General features: G+C 70.8%; 18 protein-coding genes and 2 tRNA genes. 12 read left to right on the forward strand and 8 right to left on the reverse strand.

Annotated features, from left to right (window positions below; translation table 11 throughout):
• Positions 1 to 265: 265 nt before the first annotated feature.
• The 3 genes from AB0M11_RS34175 (at position 266) to AB0M11_RS34185 (ending at position 2,175) form a co-directional block, all read left to right on the forward strand.
• Positions 266 to 727, forward strand: coding sequence for a molybdenum cofactor biosynthesis protein MoaE (locus AB0M11_RS34175; protein ID WP_365712029.1), 462 nt, complete (start codon positions 266 to 268; stop codon positions 725 to 727).
• A 61-nt stretch (positions 728 to 788) separates the two neighbouring features.
• The gene (locus AB0M11_RS34180; RefSeq protein ID WP_365712055.1) at positions 789 to 1,007 is read left to right on the forward strand and encodes a hypothetical protein; all 219 of its coding nucleotides are present in this window, start codon (positions 789 to 791) and stop codon (positions 1,005 to 1,007) included.
• A gap of 70 nt (positions 1,008 to 1,077) precedes the next feature.
• Positions 1,078 to 2,175 (forward strand): PDZ domain-containing protein, encoded by a 1,098-nt coding sequence (locus AB0M11_RS34185; RefSeq protein ID WP_365712030.1) that lies wholly within the window; start codon positions 1,078 to 1,080, stop codon positions 2,173 to 2,175.
• Positions 2,176 to 2,254: 79 nt separating this feature from the next.
• Here AB0M11_RS34185 and AB0M11_RS34190 read toward each other — a convergent pair whose 3' ends face one another.
• Complete coding sequence (locus AB0M11_RS34190; protein ID WP_365712031.1) at positions 2,255 to 2,797, reverse strand: PPA1309 family protein; 543 nt, start codon at positions 2,795 to 2,797, stop codon at positions 2,255 to 2,257.
• Between the two features lie 187 nt (positions 2,798 to 2,984).
• Between AB0M11_RS34190 and AB0M11_RS34195 the strand changes: the two genes are divergently transcribed.
• From AB0M11_RS34195 to AB0M11_RS34210, 4 genes are all read left to right on the forward strand, one after another.
• Complete coding sequence (locus AB0M11_RS34195; protein WP_365712051.1) at positions 2,985 to 5,954, forward strand: UPF0182 family protein; 2,970 nt, start codon at positions 2,985 to 2,987, stop codon at positions 5,952 to 5,954.
• An 83-nt stretch (positions 5,955 to 6,037) separates the two neighbouring features.
• Positions 6,038 to 6,111: transfer RNA gene (locus tag AB0M11_RS34200), tRNA-Met, on the forward strand.
• A gap of 252 nt (positions 6,112 to 6,363) precedes the next feature.
• Positions 6,364 to 8,211 carry a tetratricopeptide repeat protein gene (locus tag AB0M11_RS34205; RefSeq protein ID WP_365712032.1) on the forward strand — a complete coding sequence of 616 codons (1,848 nt, stop codon included), beginning with the start codon at positions 6,364 to 6,366 and terminating at the stop codon, positions 8,209 to 8,211.
• 137 nt (positions 8,212 to 8,348) lie between these two features.
• Positions 8,349 to 8,422, forward strand: a tRNA-Met gene (locus tag AB0M11_RS34210).
• 155 nt (positions 8,423 to 8,577) lie between these two features.
• Here AB0M11_RS34210 and AB0M11_RS34215 read toward each other — a convergent pair.
• The 3 genes from AB0M11_RS34215 to hisN all read right to left on the reverse strand — a co-directional run bounded on the left by AB0M11_RS34215 (position 8,578) and on the right by hisN (position 10,509).
• Complete coding sequence (locus tag AB0M11_RS34215) at positions 8,578 to 8,997, reverse strand: Fur family transcriptional regulator (RefSeq protein ID WP_365712033.1); 420 nt, start codon at positions 8,995 to 8,997, stop codon at positions 8,578 to 8,580.
• A 123-nt stretch (positions 8,998 to 9,120) separates the two neighbouring features.
• Positions 9,121 to 9,513 carry a CBS domain-containing protein gene (locus AB0M11_RS34220; protein ID WP_365712034.1) on the reverse strand — a complete coding sequence of 131 codons (393 nt, stop codon included), beginning with the start codon at positions 9,511 to 9,513 and terminating at the stop codon, positions 9,121 to 9,123.
• A 195-nt stretch (positions 9,514 to 9,708) separates the two neighbouring features.
• Positions 9,709 to 10,509: a histidinol-phosphatase gene (gene hisN / locus AB0M11_RS34225; protein ID WP_365712035.1), complete on the reverse strand. Its 801-nt coding sequence runs from the start codon at positions 10,507 to 10,509 to the stop codon at positions 9,709 to 9,711.
• A gap of 357 nt (positions 10,510 to 10,866) precedes the next feature.
• On the opposite strand from hisN, the gene AB0M11_RS34230 reads away from it, so the two are divergent.
• Entirely contained in the window at positions 10,867 to 11,472 is a 606-nt protein-coding gene (locus tag AB0M11_RS34230; protein ID WP_365712036.1) for a TetR/AcrR family transcriptional regulator, read from the forward strand.
• 93 nt (positions 11,473 to 11,565) lie between these two features.
• On the opposite strand, the gene AB0M11_RS34235 is transcribed toward AB0M11_RS34230, so the two are convergent.
• The 4 genes from AB0M11_RS34235 to AB0M11_RS34250 all read right to left on the reverse strand — a co-directional run bounded on the left by AB0M11_RS34235 (position 11,566) and on the right by AB0M11_RS34250 (position 15,288).
• The gene (locus tag AB0M11_RS34235; protein WP_365712037.1) at positions 11,566 to 11,889 is read right to left on the reverse strand and encodes a multidrug efflux SMR transporter; all 324 of its coding nucleotides are present in this window, start codon (positions 11,887 to 11,889) and stop codon (positions 11,566 to 11,568) included.
• 76 nt (positions 11,890 to 11,965) lie between these two features.
• Complete coding sequence (gene rsgA, locus AB0M11_RS34240; RefSeq protein ID WP_365712038.1) at positions 11,966 to 12,976, reverse strand: ribosome small subunit-dependent GTPase A; 1,011 nt, start codon at positions 12,974 to 12,976, stop codon at positions 11,966 to 11,968.
• 12 nt (positions 12,977 to 12,988) lie between these two features.
• On the reverse strand, positions 12,989 to 14,317 hold the full coding sequence (aroA, locus tag AB0M11_RS34245) for a 3-phosphoshikimate 1-carboxyvinyltransferase (RefSeq protein ID WP_365712039.1): 1,329 nt from the start codon (positions 14,315 to 14,317) through the stop codon (positions 12,989 to 12,991).
• A gap of 248 nt (positions 14,318 to 14,565) precedes the next feature.
• Positions 14,566 to 15,288, reverse strand: a complete 723-nt coding sequence (locus tag AB0M11_RS34250) for a M50 family metallopeptidase (protein ID WP_365712040.1) — start codon at positions 15,286 to 15,288, stop codon at positions 14,566 to 14,568.
• Positions 15,289 to 15,393: 105 nt separating this feature from the next.
• On the opposite strand from AB0M11_RS34250, the gene AB0M11_RS34255 reads away from it, so the two are divergent.
• From AB0M11_RS34255 to rsrA, 4 genes are all read left to right on the forward strand, one after another.
• Positions 15,394 to 16,209, forward strand: coding sequence for an SOS response-associated peptidase (locus AB0M11_RS34255; RefSeq protein ID WP_365712041.1), 816 nt, complete (start codon positions 15,394 to 15,396; stop codon positions 16,207 to 16,209).
• A 9-nt stretch (positions 16,210 to 16,218) separates the two neighbouring features.
• Positions 16,219 to 16,851 (forward strand): alpha/beta family hydrolase, encoded by a 633-nt coding sequence (locus tag AB0M11_RS34260; RefSeq protein ID WP_365712042.1) that lies wholly within the window; start codon positions 16,219 to 16,221, stop codon positions 16,849 to 16,851.
• Between the two features lie 256 nt (positions 16,852 to 17,107).
• Complete coding sequence (sigR, locus tag AB0M11_RS34265) at positions 17,108 to 17,791, forward strand: RNA polymerase sigma factor SigR (protein WP_189267612.1); 684 nt, start codon at positions 17,108 to 17,110, stop codon at positions 17,789 to 17,791.
• The gene (rsrA, locus tag AB0M11_RS34270; RefSeq protein ID WP_365712043.1) at positions 17,788 to 18,105 is read left to right on the forward strand and encodes a mycothiol system anti-sigma-R factor; all 318 of its coding nucleotides are present in this window, start codon (positions 17,788 to 17,790) and stop codon (positions 18,103 to 18,105) included. The genes sigR and rsrA overlap by 4 nt, the downstream gene beginning before the upstream one ends.
• Positions 18,106 to 18,193 lie beyond the last annotated feature (88 nt).

The raw sequence follows: 18,193 nt of genomic DNA on the forward strand, positions 1-18,193 counted from the left end.
TGGGCCCCCTTCGACCGCCCGGTTCGGGGGCTGCCGCCCCCGGACCCCCGCATCGGCCTGCCGGCCTCGTCCTCAAACGCCGGACGGGCTGAAAGACGTCCCTAGCGTCGGACGGGCGGGAAGGTGTCCTCAGACGCCGGACGGGCTGAAAGACGTCCCTAGCGTGGACGGGCGGGAAGGTGTCCTCAGACGCCGGGCGGGCTGAGTTGTGGTGTGGGAGGGACGGATATGTCATGGGGGCGTGGGAGTGGGGCACGATGGGGGTATGGCTGCTGTGAGTGATCATCCTGGGGAGCGGGGCGCTGACGATCCCGTGAAGCTGATCGGGATTCGGGAGAGCGCGCTGTCCGTGGACGAGGTGTTCGCGGCGGTGGGGGACGACGCGGCCGGGGGCGTCGCGCTGTTCGTGGGGACGGTGCGCAATCACGACGGGGGCGCTGACGTGGACGCGCTCGGGTATTCGTGTCATCCCAGTGCCGAGAGCGAGATGCGGCGGATCGCCGAGAAGGTCGTCGCCGACTATCCGGTGCGGGCGCTGGCCGCCGTGCATCGGGTGGGGGACCTGCGGGTGGGTGATCTCGCCGTGGTCGTCGGCGTGTCGTGTCCGCATCGGGGCGACGCCTTTGAAGCCTGTCGGAAGCTGATCGACGACCTCAAGCACGAGGTGCCCATCTGGAAGCACCAGAAGTTCTCGGATGGGACGGAGGAATGGGTCGGGGCCTGCTGAACGGCCCCTGCCGGTCTCCGCTTGCGTAACCGTACCCCTCGCGTGAGCGTTGTCAGTGCGGGTGATTAATCTGCTGATCAGTCAGTCGCGGATGGTCGTGGGGTTGGAGGTCGGCATGGCGGCGCTCGTCTGGTTGCTGATTCCGCTGGTGGCGGCGGTCGGTGCCGGTCTGTGGGGCAGCTGGGCCAATCGGACCAGGAGAGCGCGTGGCGACGGTCCGGAACTCGACGGGTACGCGCGCTTCCGCGAGGCCATGGAGAAGTCCCGCTCCGGCAGCTGAGCGCAGCCGCGGCACGTGTGACGGGTGGCCCTGACGGTGCGCTGACAGACCCGTCCCGTACTGTCTTGGCATGCCACGCCGCACCGCGACGATGCTCGCCTCCACCCTGATGCTGATCGCGCTCCTGTGCGCCGGAGTGCTCATCAACGTGCCGTACTCGGAGATGTCCCCCGGCCCGACCGTGAACACGCTCGGGGACCACGACGGCGAGCCGGTGCTGCAGATCTCCGGGCACAAGACCTACGCGACCTCCGGGCACCTGAACATGACCACGGTGAGGGTCACCAGTGCCGACTACAAGATGAACCTCGTCGAGGCCGTCTACGGGTGGCTCTCGCACGACAACAAGGTCGTCCCGCACGACACGCTCTACCCGGACGGCAAGACGGAGCAGCAGTCCACCCAGGAGAACGCCGAGGAGTTCAGCCAGTCCCAGGAGAGCGCGAAGGTCGCGGCGCTGAAGGAGCTGGGTGTCCCGGTGAAGTCCTGGGTGATCGTCTCCACGGTCCTCAAGGGCTCGCCGTCCGAGGGCAAGCTGCACGCCGGCGACGTGATCAAGGCCGTCGACGGCGCGGCGGTCAAGCAGCCGGCCGACGTCGCCACGCTGGTGACCAAGCACAAGCCCGGCCAGGACGTCGTCTTCACGGTCGTGCCGGCCAAGGAGCAGGCCGCCGCCGAGAAGGCGAACAGAACGGCCACGAAGACCGAGAAGGTGACGGTCACCACGACCACCTCCGATGACAGCGGCGCCAAGCGTGCCATCGTCGGGATCTCCGCCGGGACTGATCACACGTTCCCGTTCTCCATCGACATCAAGCTCGCCGACGTCGGCGGGCCGAGCGCGGGTCTGATGTTCTCGCTGGGGATCTACGACAAGCTCACCCCGGGCAGCCTCACCGGCGGCAAGTTCGTCGCCGGTACCGGCACGATCGACGACGGCGGCAAGGTCGGCCCGATCGGCGGCATCTCGATGAAGACCATCGGCGCGCGCAGCAAGGGCGCCCAGTACTTCCTGACCCCGGCCGACAACTGCGCCGAGGCCGCCAAGGACACCCCGAGCGGGCTCACCCTGGTCAAGGTCAGGACCATCGACGACGCCCTCGCCGCCCTCAAGGACATCCGCGGCGGGGACACCGGCGCCCTGCCGAAGTGCACCACCAAGGGCTGAGCCGGCCGCGTACGTGCCCGGGGGCGCCCCTCCTGACGAGAGGAGGGGCGCCCCCGGTGCCTGCCGTCCGGCCGTGGACTCAGTCCTCGAATGTCGCCTTCAGCGCGTCCGCCAGGCCGGGCACCAGGTCGGGGCCGGTGAGGACCTCCGTCGGCGAGTCCTTCTCGCGCAGTCGCACCGCCGCGTCGCGGCTGCCGTCGCGCAGCACCGCGACCGTCATGCGGACCTCCTGACGGTCGGGGTGGCCGGCCACCCACTTGGTCAGCCTGGCCTCGCTGAGCCCTTCCGGGACCTGGGACTCGGCGGACGGGGGCAGCATCAGCCGCTCCACCGTGAGCGCGCAGCCGACCACCGCGTCCGGCCAGGCGATGGTGCCCAGGAACTCGTCCAGCGGCTTGTCCGTCGGCACTTCGTCCTGCTCGATCGGGGTGAGACCGGTGGTCGCGGACTCGTCATCCAGACCGAGCTGGGCCGCGAGAGCCGGTTCCTGGGCGCGCAGCCGGGCGGTGTCGACGAGGGCGAAGAGGCGAGCGGGCTGGTCCCAGCCGAGGCCGGAGGCGTACTCGTCGATCTCGAGCACGGCCCGGGTGAGCGGGTTCGCTGCCATGGGAGTGTTGGACATGGTCACAATCCTGCCTCGTTCATGGCCGGAATCGGGAACCGAGTAAGCCGTGAGTAAGTTGCATAGGTGTGGCCCCGCGATCACCGGGGGACACGTCCGGCCCCTGCACAGGACGGCCTGACGCAACACCACCGGATCAACAGCGGATCAAACAGCGAACTTCGAGGTGCGCACCTTGGCTTTCCAGATGCCGGACCGCGGCGGAGGCCCGACGGGGCCACGGATCAGAGCGACCGGACGACCGTCCCGGCGGGCTCGGACCCTGCTCCTGACACTGGGCGTCCTTGCCGTGCTCGGCATGGCCTTCAGCATGTTCGCGGGCTTCTGGACGAACTGGCTGTGGTACCGGTCGGTGCACTACTCCTCGGTGTTCACCACCACTCTGTGGACCAAGGTCGGGCTGTTCTTCGTGTTCGGCCTGCTGATGGCCGCCGCGGTGGGGTTCAACATCTGGCTGGCGCACCGGCTGCGGCCCCCGCTGAGCGCCATGTCCATGGAGCAGCAGAGCCTCGACCGCTACCGGATGGGCATCGCGCCGTACAAGAAGTGGCTGCTGCTCGCGGTCACCGCGCTGGTCGGGCTGATCGCCGGCGCGTCAGCGGCCGGCCAGTGGCGCACCTGGCTGATGTGGGTCAACGGCGTGCCCTTCCACCAGCAGGACCCGCAGTTCCACCTGGACGTCTCCTTCTACGCCTTCGACCTGCCCTGGTACCGCTTCCTGCTGGGCTTCGGCTTCGCCACCGCGATCCTCTCCCTGATCGCCGCGGCGCTCACCCACTACCTGTACGGCGGGCTGCGCGTCACCAGCCCCGGCGCCCGCGCCACCGGGGCCGCGACCGGCCACCTGTCGGTGCTGCTCGGCATCTTCGTCGCCCTCAAGGCGGTCGCCTACTGGCTCGACCGCTACGGACTGGCGGTGAAGTCCAGCGACTTCAAGGCCACCGACAACTGGACCGGCCTGAGATACGTCGACGCGAACGCGTATCTGCCGGCCAAGACGATCCTGTTCTGCATCGCGGTCATCTGCGCGCTGCTGTTCTTCGCCACCCTGTGGCGGCGCACCTGGCAACTGCCGGTCATCGGCTTCGGCCTGATGGTCCTGTCCGCGATCCTCATCGGCGGCCTCTACCCGGCGATCGTGCAGAAGTTCCAGGTCCAGCCCAACGAGCAGGCCAAGGAAGCCCCGTACGTCCAGAAGAACCTCAAGGCGACCCGCGAGGCGTACGGTATCGACGACACCCAGGTCACCGAGTACACCGGCAAGAGCACCACGACGGACAAGACCAAGCTCCGGGACGACGTCGACGCCACGGCGAGCATCCGGATCATGGACCCGAACATCGTCTCGCCGACCTTCCAGCAGTCCCAGCAGATGTGGGGCTACTACGGGTTCCCGACCAACCTGGACGTGGACCGTTACACCAAGGACGGCAAGGTCCAGGACACCGTCATCGGCCTGCGCGAGCTGAACCTGGCCGGCATCCCGAAGAACAACTGGATCAACGACCACTTCCGCTACACCCACGGCTACGGCGTGGTCGCCGCCAAGGGCACCGAGGCCGACGACCAGGGCCAGCCGGTCTTCACCGAGTCGGACCTGCCGTCCACGGGCGACCTGGGCACCTACCAGCAGCGCGTCTACTACGGCGAGAAGACGACCACGTACTCGATCGTCGGCGGTCCCCAGAAGGAGATCGACTACTCCGACGACAGCGGTGAGAAGACCACCAGCTACGCGGGCAAGAGCGGGGTCAGCCTCTCCAGCCCGATCAACCGGGCCGCGTACGCGGTGGCGTTCAACGAGCCGCAGATCCTGTACTCCGGCGCGATCGGCAAGGGTTCGCGGATCCTGTACAACCGCACGCCCAAGGAGCGCGTCGAGGCGGTAGCCCCCTGGCTGACCATCGACGGCGACGCCTATCCGGCGGTGGTGAAGGGCCGTATCCAGTGGATCGTCGACGCCTACACGACGTCGAACGGCTACCCCTACGCCTCCCGGACCACCCTCGGTGACACGACGGCCGACTCGCTGACCGCGACCAACAACTCCCGCGCGGTGGTGGCCCAGCAGAACCAGGTCAACTACATCCGCAACTCGGTGAAGGCGACCGTCGACGCGTACACCGGCGAGGTCAAGCTCTACCAGTGGGACACCGAGGACCCCGTGCTGAAGACCTGGATGAAGGCCTTCCCCGGCACGGTGCAGCCCAGGAGCGCCATCTCGCAGGACCTGATGGACCATCTGCGGTACCCGCAGGACCTGTTCAAGGTGCAGCGCGAACTGCTCACCCGTTATCACGTGACGGACGCCCAGACATTCCTGACCGGCAGTGAGGTGTGGCAGGTCCCCGACGACCCGACCAACAACTCGGGCGACGCGGTGCCGCCGTACTACCTGAGCATGAAGATGCCGGACCAGAGCCGGCAGGCGTTCTCCCTGTCGACGACGTTCACGCCCAACGGCCGCAACAACCTCAGCGCGTTCATGTCGGTCGACTCCGAGGCCGAGTCGCAGGACTACGGCAAGATCAGAATTCTGAAACTGCCCACCGGCACGACCGTCGACGGACCCAAACAGGTCCAGAGCAAGTTCAACTCCGAACAGGAGATCGCCGCCGCGATCAAACTCCTCAAGGGCGGCGACTCCGAGGTCGAGTACGGCAATCTGCTGACCGTGCCGCTGGACGGGGGCCTGCTCTACGCGGAACCGGTCTACGTACGCGGCGCAGGCGTCAAGTACCCGTTGCTGCGCAAGGTGTTGGTCACCTACGAGGGCAAGACGGCGTTCGAGGACACGCTCGACCAGGCGCTCGACAAGGTCTTCGGGGCGACCGGTTCGGACACCGGCTCCCCGGACACCGGCACGACCTCACCGCCGACGTCCGAGAACCCCACCGTCCAACAGGCGCTGGACGACGCTCAGAAGGCCTTCACGGCGGGCCAGGAGGCCCTGAAGAAGGGCGACTGGACGGCGTACGGCAAGGCGCAGGACGAGCTGCAGCAGGCGCTGAAGCGGGCCGAGGAAGCGCAGTCCAAGGCCGGCGGGGCCGGCCTTGGCGGCACCACCCCGAGCGGCAGCCCCAGTCCCGCGGCGAGCGGCAGCCCCGGCCCGAGCGGGAGTTCCAGTCCGAGCGCAGCTTCCAGCCCGAGCGGATGATCCCTGGCCGGCAGTGCCGGCCAGGGTGGTCCCGCGCTGGTGATCAAGCAGTTCCGCGCCGTGGTATGGTTGCACTGCAACGGCGCGGGGTGGAGCAGCTCGGTAGCTCGCTGGGCTCATAACCCAGAGGTCGCAGGTTCAAATCCTGTCCCCGCTACTGAAGTCGAAGGCCCGGATCCCAAGAGGATCCGGGCTTTCGCGCGTTCCGGCCCGGGTTGGCCGGATGTACGGCTCCCGGTGTCCGGACGGGCGGCGAACGCATGTACCGGTGCGCGGGGTCGCCGTGCCGCTGTGGGCGGTTGGCCGAGATGTGTTTGACTTGTCGTTCTGTGGGCATGTCGACAAAACGCTGAAGTGACCTCACGGTCTGCGGTATACGTGGTGTACCCAGGTTGCAGGTGGTGCGACGATGAACGTTATGGGGGACAAGGCAACTCTGTTCGAGACAGGGCGATTTGTGCAGCCTTCGGGCGAGGAGCCGACCCGCGACGAGGCCGCCGAGGCCGCTGAGGAGGCACGGCACCGGCTTCAGGCCGAGGCCGGTGACGTCGAGTCGATGAGTGTGCTCGGCGCCATGCTGCTGCGCCGCGGCGACCTCGACGGGGCCGAACCCCGGCTGCGCGCGGCCACCGCCGCCGGTGACCGGGCCGCCGCCAACAACCTGGGTGTCCTGCTGCACCAGCGCGGTTACCCCGATGAGGCCGCCGGCTGGTGGCGGATCGCCGCCGTCGCCGGATCCGCGGCCGCTGCCCACGCACTGGGCCGCCACCACCGCGAACGCGGCGACGAACCCGCCGCCGAGTACTGGCTGCGCCAGTCCGCCGAACAGGGGCACGCGCTCGGCGCCTACGCGCTGGCCGACCTGCTGGAGCACCGGGGGGACGCGGAGGCCGGACAGTGGATGCGGGCTGCCGCCGAGCGGGGACACCGGGAGGCGGCGTACCGGCTGGCGCGCGCGCTCGACCGCAGGGCGGCCGAGGGCGAGACCGGGCAGGAGAACGGTGTCGGCACGGAGACCCCCGCGGGGGCCGCGACCGGGACTCCGGACGGCGACGAGGCCGAGCAGTGGTACCGGCAGGCCGCCGCACGCGGGCACCGGCGGGCCGCGCTGCACCTCGGCGCCATCCTGGAGCGGCGGGGCGAGCTCAAGGAGGCCGGGCGCTGGTACCTGACCTCCGCCAAGGACGGCGAGCCCCGGGCCGCCTGCGCGCTCGGCTTCCTGCTGCGCGACGCCGGGGACGCCGAGAGCGCCGCCGTCTGGTGGCTGCGTGCCGCCCAGGACGGGGACGGCAACGCGGCGAACGCGCTGGGCGCGCTGCACGCCGAGCGCGGCGAGACGCAGACCGCCGAGCGCTGGTACCGGGCCGCGATGGACGCCGGCGACGACAACGGGGCGTACAACCTCGGGCTGCTCTGCGCCGAACAGGGGCGCATCGCGCAGGCCGAGCAGTGGTACCGGCGGGCCGCCTACGCGGGGCACCGCGAGGCCGCGAACGCGCTCGCCATTCTGCTGCTCCAGGGCGGCGACACGAGCGGCGCCGAGCCATGGTTCTCCAAGGCCGCGGAGGCGGGCAGCGTGGACGCCGCGTTCAACCTCGGGATCCTCTACGCCGGGCGGGGCGAGGACCGCATCGCGCTGCGCTGCTACGAGCAGGCCGCTGCCGCCGGGCACACCGAGGCCGCCCTCCAGGTCGGCATCGCCCGGCTGCGTGAGGGGGACGAGGCCGCCGCCGAGCGCCACCTGCGGTGTGCGGCGGGCGGGGGCAGCGCGGAGGCCGCCTACCGGCTCGCCGCCGTCCTCGACGCGCGCCGGCCGCCGGTGCCCGAGCACGAACTCGGGGAGTCGTCACTGAACGTCAAGACCGAGTGCGAGGAGTGGTACGAGCGGGCCGCCGCCCAGGGGCACCGGCGGGCCCAGGTGCGGGTCGGCATGCTGGCCGCGGCCCGCGGGGACGTGGTCGAGGCGGCGCGCTGGTACCGGACGGCGGCCGAGGCGGGGTCGCGGAACGGCGCGTTCAACCTCGGGCTGCTGCTGGCCCGGGAGGGGAGCGAGCCCGAGGCGGCCGTGTGGTGGGAGCGGGCCGCGGACGCGGGGCACGGGCGGGCGGCGTTGCGGCTCGCCCTGGTCTACGCGCGTCGTGGCGAGCTCGCCGAGGGGCAGCGGTGGGCTGACCGAGCGGTGGCGCTGGGCCCGGCCGAGGTGGCCGAGCGGGCGGGGCGGCTCCGTGACGCGCTCCGGGAGGAACTGTCCGCGTAGCTCGCCCAGCTTGGGTAGCCCCCGGCTTGGGCAGCTTCGGCAGCTCACCCAGCTCGCCCGGTTCTCGCAGGTCAGCACGCTCGACCGGTATTGATTTGCCTCCGTCCGTGTCCCTCACGTAGTGTTGCATTCATCGACGCGGGGTGGAGCAGCTCGGTAGCTCGCTGGGCTCATAACCCAGAGGTCGCAGGTTCAAATCCTGTCCCCGCTACTGAAGGCCGAGGGCCGGAATCCGGAAACGGATCCCGGCCCTCGGTTTTTTCCCTCCGAACACGACGAAGCCCCGGCACTCGTCACGAATGCCGGGGCCCCGGGGAGCGTACGGGAACGTATGCGGACGGACGTACGGAGGAAAACCTACGGACGTCAGACGGCCGCCGCGCAGTCCGGGCACAGGCCGCGGTACGTCACCTCGACGTCCGAGACCGTGAAGCCGAAGCGCTCCGAGGCGGGGAGGTCGGCCAGCGGGTTGCCGGTCGGGTGGACATCGCGGATGGAGCCGCAGCGGGCGCAGACCAGGTGGTGGTGCGGCCGGTGCGCGTTCGGGTCGTACCGCTTGGCGCGCTTGTCCGTCGACACTTCCAGGACCTCACCGAGCGAGACCAGTTCGCCCAGCGTGTTGTAGACGGTCGCCCGCGAGATCTCGGGCAGCTTGGCGACCGCCCTCGCGTGGACCTCGTCGGCCGTCAGGTGGACGTGCTCGCCGTCGAGGACCTCGGCCACGACGCGTCGCTGCGCGGTCATCCGCCATCCGCGTCCACGCAGCCGTTCCAGAAGGTCACTCATGGCATTCAGCCTAACAGCAGGGTCCGCCCTTTTCCGAACAGGTGTGACTTTGGAGCCCTGCTTGTTTTGGACTTAGTCCAAGCTCTGGAACCCGGTGCGGCCGGGCCGCCGGCGCCCGGGAGGTCAGACGGGTTCCGGTGCGCGGGCCGGGGCCCAGCAGCGGATGATGTCACGGACCGAGACGATGCCGGCCGGTTCGCCGCCGTCCAGGACGATCAGGTGGCGGAAGCCGCCGTGGGCCATCGCCCTGGCCGCCTCCTCCAGCGTCCAGGTCGGGGTGGCGAAGACGACGTCGTTCGTGGTGTGGGCGTGGATGCGCTCCGTGTCCGGGTTCTGGCCGAGGCCCACGGAGTTGAGGATGTCGCGTTCGGTGAGGATCCCGATACCGCCGGCGTCCGGGTCGTGGACGATCGCCGCGCCCACGCGACGCGCGGACATCAGGGCGGCAGCCTGACGGAGGGTGTGGGCGGGGCCGACGGTGAGGACCACCGTGCTCATGGCGTCGCGGACGAGCATGAAAGATGCCACCTCCTAGGGAATCGCCGACCGGATAGTTCAGCGATTCACAAATGCACAAGTGGGAGTTCTCTCAGGGTGGCAGGTAAAGCAGGGGTCAACAAGGGGGTGCGCGCAGCCAATTGAGGGCGCACGCGCTCATATGTGCTGGGGCTGGTGAGCCCGAACGGGCCCGGTGTGCCTCAGCAGACCGTTTCAGTAACGCCGGGTGAGGTACGACAGCAGCTCGTCGTGGAGGAGGCCGTTGGACGCGGCCGCGTTGCCGCTGTGCGGGCCGGGGCGGCCGTCGAGGCCGGTGAAGGTGCCGCCGGCCTCCGTCACCACGATCGCGTTGGCCGCCATGTCCCACAGGGACAGCTCCGGCTCGGCGCAGATGTCCACGGACCCCTCGGCCACCATCATGTACGGCCAGAAGTCGCCGTACGCGCGCGTGCGCCACACATCGCGGGTGAGGTCCAGGAAGCCGCTCAGCCGGCCCCGCTCCTCCCAGCCGCTCAGCGAGGAGTACGCGAAGGAGGCGTCGGACAGCTTCGCGACCCGGGAGACGTGCAGGCGGGTCGCCGAGGACAGACTGCGGCCGGTGAAGGCGCCGTGCCCCTTCGCGGCCCACCAGCGGCGGCCCAGCGCGGGCGCGGAGACCACACCGACGACAGGCTGGTAGCCGCCTTCGGCCGCCTCCATCAGGGAGATCAGCGTCGCCCAGACCGGGACACCGCGGACGTAGTTCTTCGTGCCGTCGATCGGGTCGATCACCCAGCGGCGCGGGCCGGTGCCCTCGATGCCGTACTCCTCGCCGAGGATCGCGTCCCGGGGGCGGGCGCGCTGCAGCTGGCCGCGGATCAGTTCCTCGGCGGCCTTGTCCGCCTCGCTCACCGGCGTCATGTCCGGCTTGGTCTCGACCTTGAGGTCCAGGGCCTTGAAGCGGCCCATGGTCGCGGCGTCGGCCGCGTCCGCGAGCACATGGGCGAGACGCAGGTCATCGAGGTAGTCCGGCATGTGACGAACGGTATCCGCCGGGGTGGGGGCGGGGCTACCAGGGAGGGACCGGTGATGCGGGCACGTGATCGGCCGGTGACCTCGGCGCGCCCGCGGCGCGCCCCGCGGTCCGCCCGCGGCGCACTCCCGCCGCACGCCCCGCGGTCCGCCCGCCGCGCACTCCGCGGCGTGCCCGCCGCACGCCCCTCGGTCCATCTGCCGCGCACCCCCGCGGGCCCCTACGGCCCGCCTGCGGCACGCTCGCGGCCCGCCCGCGCGTGTTGGCCGAAGGGCGCCCCCTGGTGCCTTCGCGAACCCTTGACAGTGGATTCCTGCGCGTCAAATCTGGGCGCAGAGTCGCTCGCCCACAGGGAGGCGATGATGCCTGCAGCCCGGGAGTCCCTACTGGACGCCGCCTATGCGGCCCTTGCGCGCCGGCCGTGGGCTGCCGTGCGGATGGTCGACGTGGCGGCGGCGGCCGGGGTGTCACGGCAGACGCTGTACAACGAGTTCGGCAGCAAGGAAGGCCTGGCGAGGGCGTTGGTGCGCAGGGAGGCCGACGGGTATCTCGCGGGGGTGGAACGGGCGTTGGTGAGCCATGCCGAGGTACGGGAACGGCTTACGGCGACGGCCGAGTGGACGGCGGTGGCGGCCCGGGAGAACGTGCTGGTGCGGGCGATGCTCACGGGGTGCTGGAGCGAGCGGTTGCCGTCGCCGGCGCTGTCCGCGGTGCCGTCCTCGTCGGCGGTGCCGGCACAGCGGCGGGCGGACGGGCCGTTGCCTTCGCCCGGGGACTTCGTGCAGATCGTGCGGGACCGTGCGGTGGCGGCGCTGTCCGCGGCGGGAGCCGGGAACGGGGACGGTGAGCTGGCCCGGTCGTGCGAGCTGGTGGTGCGTCTCGCGCTGTCGTGTGTCGCGGCGCCGCCGGGGGAGGGCGGGGTGGCGGAGCTGGTGCGCGGGGCGCTGTCCCGGCAGCCGGTGTGAGACGGACGGGGGACGCGGGTGGTGCGCCGGCTGCGGGTGGGTGGGGGTCGGTCGCGCAGTTCCCCCCTTCAGAGCGGCCCCTTTCGGGCAGCTTCAGTGGGCGGAGCCCGAGAGCTGCAGGCCGATCACTCCCGCGATCACCAGGCTGATGGAGACGATCTTCAGGGCGGAGACCAGGTCACCGAGGAAGATCATGCCGTAGATGGCGGTGCCCGCCGCGCCGATGCCCGTCCAGACCGCGTAGGCAGGGCCCACGTCGAGCTTCTTCAGGGAGAGGGTGAGGAGGCCGAAGCTGCCCAGCGCGAAGGAGGCGAAGGCTATCGTCGGCCAGAGTCGGGTGAAGCCGTGGGAGAGCTTGAGACACACGGCGAAGCCGGTCTCCAGGATCCCGGCCACGATCACCAGCAGCCACGCCATGTGCTGTCCTCCCGTATGTCCAGCTCGGTGCGATTATGCACTTACCGAACTCGGGTCATGACAAACACCCCGGTGGTCAGTCGCCCTCCTTGCGCTCCCGCGTCGCCAGCAGCCGGCGCAACGAGTAGAGGCGGGCCGGGTCCGCGTGGCCCTCCGCGACCCACTGGTCCAGCGCGCAGTCCGGCTCGTCGTGGCTGCACGCGCGCGGGCAGTCCACCGTGCCGGGCTCCAGGTCCGGGAACGCGTGGATCACCCGGGACGGGTCGATGTGGGCCAGCCCGAACGAGCGGACGCCGGGGGTGTCGATGACCCAGCCCTCGTCGCCGGAGAGGGGCAGGGCCAGGGCGGAGGTCGTGGTGTGGCGGCCGCGCCCGGTCACCGCGTTGACGTGCCCGGTCGTACGCCGGAGGTCCTCCGGCACCAGCGCGTTCACCAGCGTGGTCTTGCCGACGCCCGAATGGCCGACGAACGCCGTGATCTTGCCGTCGAGATGGTCCTGGACGCGGCGGGCGGCTTCCCCCGCCGCCAGTTCCTCGCGGCTGGTGACCACGTAGGGGATCTCCAGGTCGCCGTAGAGCTCCAGGAGCTTGTCCGGTGGGGCCAGGTCCGACTTGGTCATGACCAGCAGGGGCGTGAGCCCGCCGTCGTAGGCGGCGACCAGGCAGCGGTCGATCAGGCGGGGGCGGGGCTCCGGATCGGCCAGGGCGGTGACGATCGCCAGCTGGTCCGCGTTGGCCACGACCACCCGCTCGAACGGGTCGTCGTCATCCGCGGTACGGCGGAGCACGGAGGAGCGTTCCTCGATGCGGACGATCCGGGCGAGGGTGTCCTTCTTGCCGGACAGGTCCCCGACCAGGGCGACCCGGTCGCCGACCACCGCCGCCTTGCGGCCCAGCTCGCGGGCCTTCATCGCGAGGATGGTGCGGTCGTCGACCAGGCAGGTCAGGCGCCCCCGGTCGACGGTGAGGACCATCCCCTCGGCCGCGTCCTCGTGCTTGGGGCGGATGTTCGTCCGCGGCCGGTTGCCCTTGCGGTTCGGGCGGGCGCGGATGTCGTCCTCGTCGGTGTGCTTGCCGTAGCGGCGCATGGTCGTACGCCCCTAGGCCCCGTCGCTCCCGAGCATACCGGTCCACATGTCGGGGAAGTCCGGCAGGGTCTTGGCCGTCGTGGCCACGTTCTCGATCCGCACGCCCTCCACGGCGAGACCGATGATCGCACCGGCTGTCGCCATGCGGTGGTCCTCGTAGGTGTGGAAGACGCCGCCGTGCAGCGGGCGCGGGCGGATGCGCAGTCCGTCGGCGGTCTCGGTGACGTCACCGCCGAGTTCGTTGATCTCCTTGGTGAGCGCGGCCAGCCGGTCGGTCTCGTGCAGCCGCAGGTGGGCGACCCCACGCAGGGTGGACGGGGTGTCCGCGAGGGCGGCGACCGCCGCGATGCCGGGGGTGAGCTCGCCGACGTCGCCCAGGTCGACGTCGATGCCGTGGATCCGGCCCGAACCGGTGAACTCCAGTCCATAATCGGTCAGTTGGCAGGAGCCACCCATCTCGGTGAAGATCTCGCGCAGCCGGTCACCCGGCTGGGTCGTCCGCGACGGCCAGTCGGGGACCACGACCCTGCCGCCCGTCACCAGGGCGGCGGCGAGGAAGGGCTGCGCGTTCGACAGGTCCGGCTCGATGGTCAGGTCACGGCCCAGCAGCGCGCCCGGCGTGACCCGCCAGACGTTCGGCTCGCCACCCGACTCGGGGGTGTCCACCTGGGCGCCGACCGCGCGCAGCATGTCCACCGTCATGCGGATGTGCGGGAGGGAGGGGAGGGTCGCGCCGGTGTGCCGGACCTCCACGCCCTGGTTGAAGCGCGGGGCGGACAGGAGGAGGGCCGACACGAACTGGGACGAGGACGAGGCGTCGATGGAGACCGGGCCGCCGTCCAGGGCACCGCTGCCGTGGACGGTGAGGGGGAGCGCGCCGCGGCCGTCGTCGTCGATGCGGGCGCCCAGGGCGCGCAGGGCGTCGATCACGCCGTGCAGGGGGCGTTCGTACGAACGGGGGTCGCCGTCGAAGCGGATGTCGCCCGCGGCGAGGGTGGCGACGGGGGGCAGGAAGCGCATCACGGTGCCGGCGTTGCCGACGTCGACGGTGGCGGGACCGCGCAGCCCCGCGGGGATCACGCGCCAGGCCTCACCGGAGCCGTCGGGGCCCACGCCCTCCTCGATGCCGACGCCCATCGCGCGCAGGGCCTCCGCCATCAGCAGGGTGTCGCGGGAGCGCAGGGGGCGGCGCAGCCAGCCGGGTTCGGAGGCGAGGGCGGCGAGCACGAGGGCGCGGTTGGTGACCGACTTGGAACCCGGCACGTGAACCGTCGCGTCGACGGCTCCGCGCGCGTGGGGGGCGGGCCAGAGGGCGGTTGATGCGGTGGGGTTTGCGGCCATGGGGTCACTTTAGTGGCAGGCCGTCGGTGGGGGCGGTGCCGGTGGGTGAGTGGCCGGTAGCGGATGTGGTGCGGGTGGGCGGGTGGCCGGTGGGTCGGTGCGGTGCCGGTGGGCGGGTGCGGCGCCGCCGTGGCTGGTCGCGCAGTTCCCCGCGCCCCTTCAGGTCGGCTGCCGTCCTGTCGGTCGCGATGTGCTGCTCACATCGCCCCTTCAGGTCGGCTGGCGCCCTGTCGGTCGCGATGTGCTGCTCACATGCCGAGCAGCCACCTGCCCCCGCCGATCAGCGAGCACAGCGACACCGTGTGGAAGAGGAACAGCCAGATGCCCGCCGGGAGATGGGTCAGCCGCGCCAGCTGGTCCGCGTCCGAGTCGCCGGCGCCGCCGCGGGACCGCTTCGCCTGCAGTTCGAACGCCGGGCGGACTCCGCCGAGGAGGAGGAACCACACCACCGCGTAGGCGAACGCCGCCTGCACCTGCGGTCCGGCCAGCCAGGACACCAGCAGGAAGGCGCCGCCCGTGAGGAACACCGTGAGGACGCCGTACGCGTTGCGGATCATCACCAGCATCACGAGGAGCAGCGCGGTGGCGAGCCAGAGCAGAAGCGTGATGCGGCCGGCGCCGAGCAGGGCCGCGCCGCCGAGGCCGAGCAGCGGGGGAGCCGTGTAGCCGGCCGCCGCCGTGAGGATCATGCCGATGCCGTGCGGCTTGCCCCGGCTGAGGGTGAGGCCGCTGGTGTCGGAGTGCAGCCGGATGCCGGTGAGCTGCCGGCCGGTGAGCAGCGCGGTCAGGCCGTGACCGCCCTCGTGGGCGATCGTGATGGCGTTGCGGGATATCCGCCACAGCGTGTGCGGGACGACCACGGCGAGCGCGGCGGCGAGGGTCGCGAGCACCACCCACAGATCCGGGTCGGACTGGGTGCCGGTCAGCCGGTCCCAGAGGTCGGGCAGCGCGAGGGCGGCGGTGCTCTCCATGGTGCGGTGATTACTCCCTCTGGTCAGTCCAAAAGGTGTCGGCGCGGAGCGCCGTCGTCGGGGGGTGGTGGTCGGGCGACGGGCGGGCCTGGCAGTGTTGCACGTATGTGCGGACGGTATGCATCCAGTCGTGGGCCCGAGGATCTCGCAGGAATCTTTGAAGTGGAGAAGTGGGATCCCGAGGAGACCCTGGAGCCCGACTACAACGTGGCTCCGACCAAGGAGGTCTACGCCGTCCTGGACCGTCCCTTGAAAGACGCCGACGACCGCCGTCCGGTTCGCCAGCTGCGCAGGCTGAAGTGGGGGCTGGTGCCCAGCTGGGCCAAGTCGCCCGAGGGCGGTGCCCGGATGATCAACGCGCGGGCCGAGACCGTGCACGAGAAGCCGTCGTACCGGCGCGCCTTCGCCACCCGCCGCTGCATTCTGCCCGCCGACGGCTACTACGAGTGGGTCACGGCCAAGGACGAGCGGGAGCTGGAGGTCGAGGGGAAGAAGAAGCGGCCGCGCAAGCAGCCCTACTTCGTGCTCCCCGCCGACGGCTCGGTGTTCGCGATGGCCGGGCTGTACGAGTTCTGGCGGGACCGCACGCTGCCCGACGAGCATCCGCTGGCCTGGTGGGCGACGTGCTCGGTGATCACCACGGAGGCGGAGACCTCGCCGCTGGCGGTGGCGCCGGCCGAGGGGCCGTACGTGCTCGCGGACATTCATCCGCGGATGCCGTTGATGCTGACGCCCGACCGGTGGGACGCCTGGCTCGACCCGGCCCGGACGGACGTCGAGGACCTGCGCGCGCTGCTCGCCCCGCCGCCGCAGGGCCTGATGCGGGCCTACCCGGTCGCCACGGCGGTCAGCAACGTCCGCAACAACGGCCCGGAGTTGCTGAAGGAGCTGGAGGGGCCCGAGGAGGCCACGCTCTTCTAACCTGCTGGCGTGACTACGTCGAAGATCGTCGGTACGGAGGCGGGGGACGCCCGCGTCACCTGGTACGAGGCAGAGCGGGCCCGCCTGGTCCTGGCTGTCGGCCACGGGGCGGGCGGCGGCATCGAGGCGCGGGACCTGCAGGCGCTCGCCGCGGTCCTGCCCGGCCACGGTGTGAGCGTCGCGCTCGTCGAGCAGCCCTGGCGGGTCGCCGGCAAGAAGCTGGCGCCCGCGCCGAGGACGCTCGACGTCGGCTGGCGCGGGGTGTGGCCCGCGCTCACCGCGCCGGGGCTGCCGGTGGTGTCGGGCGGTCGCAGCGCGGGTGCCCGGGTCGCCTGCCGTACGGCGACCGAACTGGGCGCGGCCGCCGTCCTCGCCCTCAGCTTCCCGCTGCACCCGCCGGGCAGGCCGGAGCGGTCGCGGGCCGAGGAACTGCTCGGGGCCGGGGTGCCCACGCTCGTCGTCCAGGGCGGGAACGATCCGTTCGGGAGGCCGGACGAGTTCCCGGACGGGGCGTACGAACTCGTCGCGGTGCCGGGCGCCGATCATGGCTTCGGGGTGCCCAGACGTGCGGAGATCGGGCAGGAACAGGCAGTGACCATCATCACGGACGCGGTCGTCGGGTGGACCGCGTCGCTCGGGTGACACCCGGGAATGTTGCGCGGCGGACCACTGTTGAGGCGGACAGAAGCGCTGGGGAACCAGTGCCGACGCCGAAGGAGAGGAAGTCCGCCGCATGGGTTCGACCATCTGCCCGCGCCGTGAGCGCAGCGCTGAGCTGGACTGGACGGTGCTGCACGCGGCCAAGACCGCTCCGATTCGAGCGGCGGCAGGCACGGGTCGTGTTCTATCCTCCGAGACGAGTGGGATCGGTTTCGGTCCTGCCCGTGATCTTGAGGAGGTGGGTCCGGTCACCGGTACCGACGCAGGGACCGACAACGGCCAGGCGGAGCTGCCCGAGGGCCAGGGCGTCAGCGCGGAGTCGACCTCGGAGCGCACCGCGCGTTTCGAGCGCGACGCGCTCGAATTCCTCGACCAGATGTACTCGGCCGCGCTGCGCATGACGCGGAACCCGGCCGACGCCGAGGACCTGGTGCAGGAGACCTACGCCAAGGCGTACGCGTCCTTCCACCAGTTCCGTGAGGGGACCAACCTCAAGGCGTGGCTCTACCGCATTCTCACGAACACCTTCATCAACTCGTACCGCAAGAAGCAGCGCGAACCTCAGCGCTCCGCGGCCGAGGAGATCGAGGACTGGCAGCTCGCCCGTGCCGAGTCGCACATGTCGACCGGCTTGCGTTCCGCGGAGTCGCAGGCGCTCGACCACCTGCCCGACTCGGACGTCAAGGAAGCGCTGCAGGCGATCCCCGAGGAATTCCGCATCGCCGTCTATCTCGCCGACGTAGAGGGCTTTGCGTACAAGGAGATCGCGGACATCATGGGGACACCCATCGGTACGGTCATGTCCCGGCTGCACCGGGGCCGCCGTCAACTGCGCGGCATGCTGGAGGACTACGCGCGTGAGCGCGGGCTCGTCCCGGCCGGTGCCGGCGAGTCGAACGAAGCGAAAGGCTCGGGCTCATGAGCTGCGGAGAGCCGCACGAGACGGACTGCAGTGAGGTACTCGATCATCTGTACGAGTTCCTCGACAGTGAGATGCCGGACGTCGATCGCGTCAAGTTCAAGCAGCACTTCGACGAGTGCTCCCCCTGCCTGGAGAAGTACGGGCTGGAGCAGGCCGTGAAGAAGCTGGTCAAGCGGTGCTGCGGGCATGACGACGTGCCCACCGACCTGCGGGCCAAGGTGCTCGGGCGGCTGGATCTGATCCGTTCCGGCCAGGCCGTCTCGAACCGCGACGTCACCGCCCCCCAGGCGGCCCAGGTCACGCCGGAGAGCTGACCGCGGCAGCGGCACCGAGCGCCGCGGAGCCGTTTCCGCCCCGGTGTCCCGTCACCCGAACGTGCTAATCCTGCGGTCATGAACTCCC

Source organism: Streptomyces sp. NPDC051987, assembly GCF_040680735.1.
Taxonomy (GTDB): Bacteria; Actinomycetota; Actinomycetes; order Streptomycetales; family Streptomycetaceae; genus Streptomyces.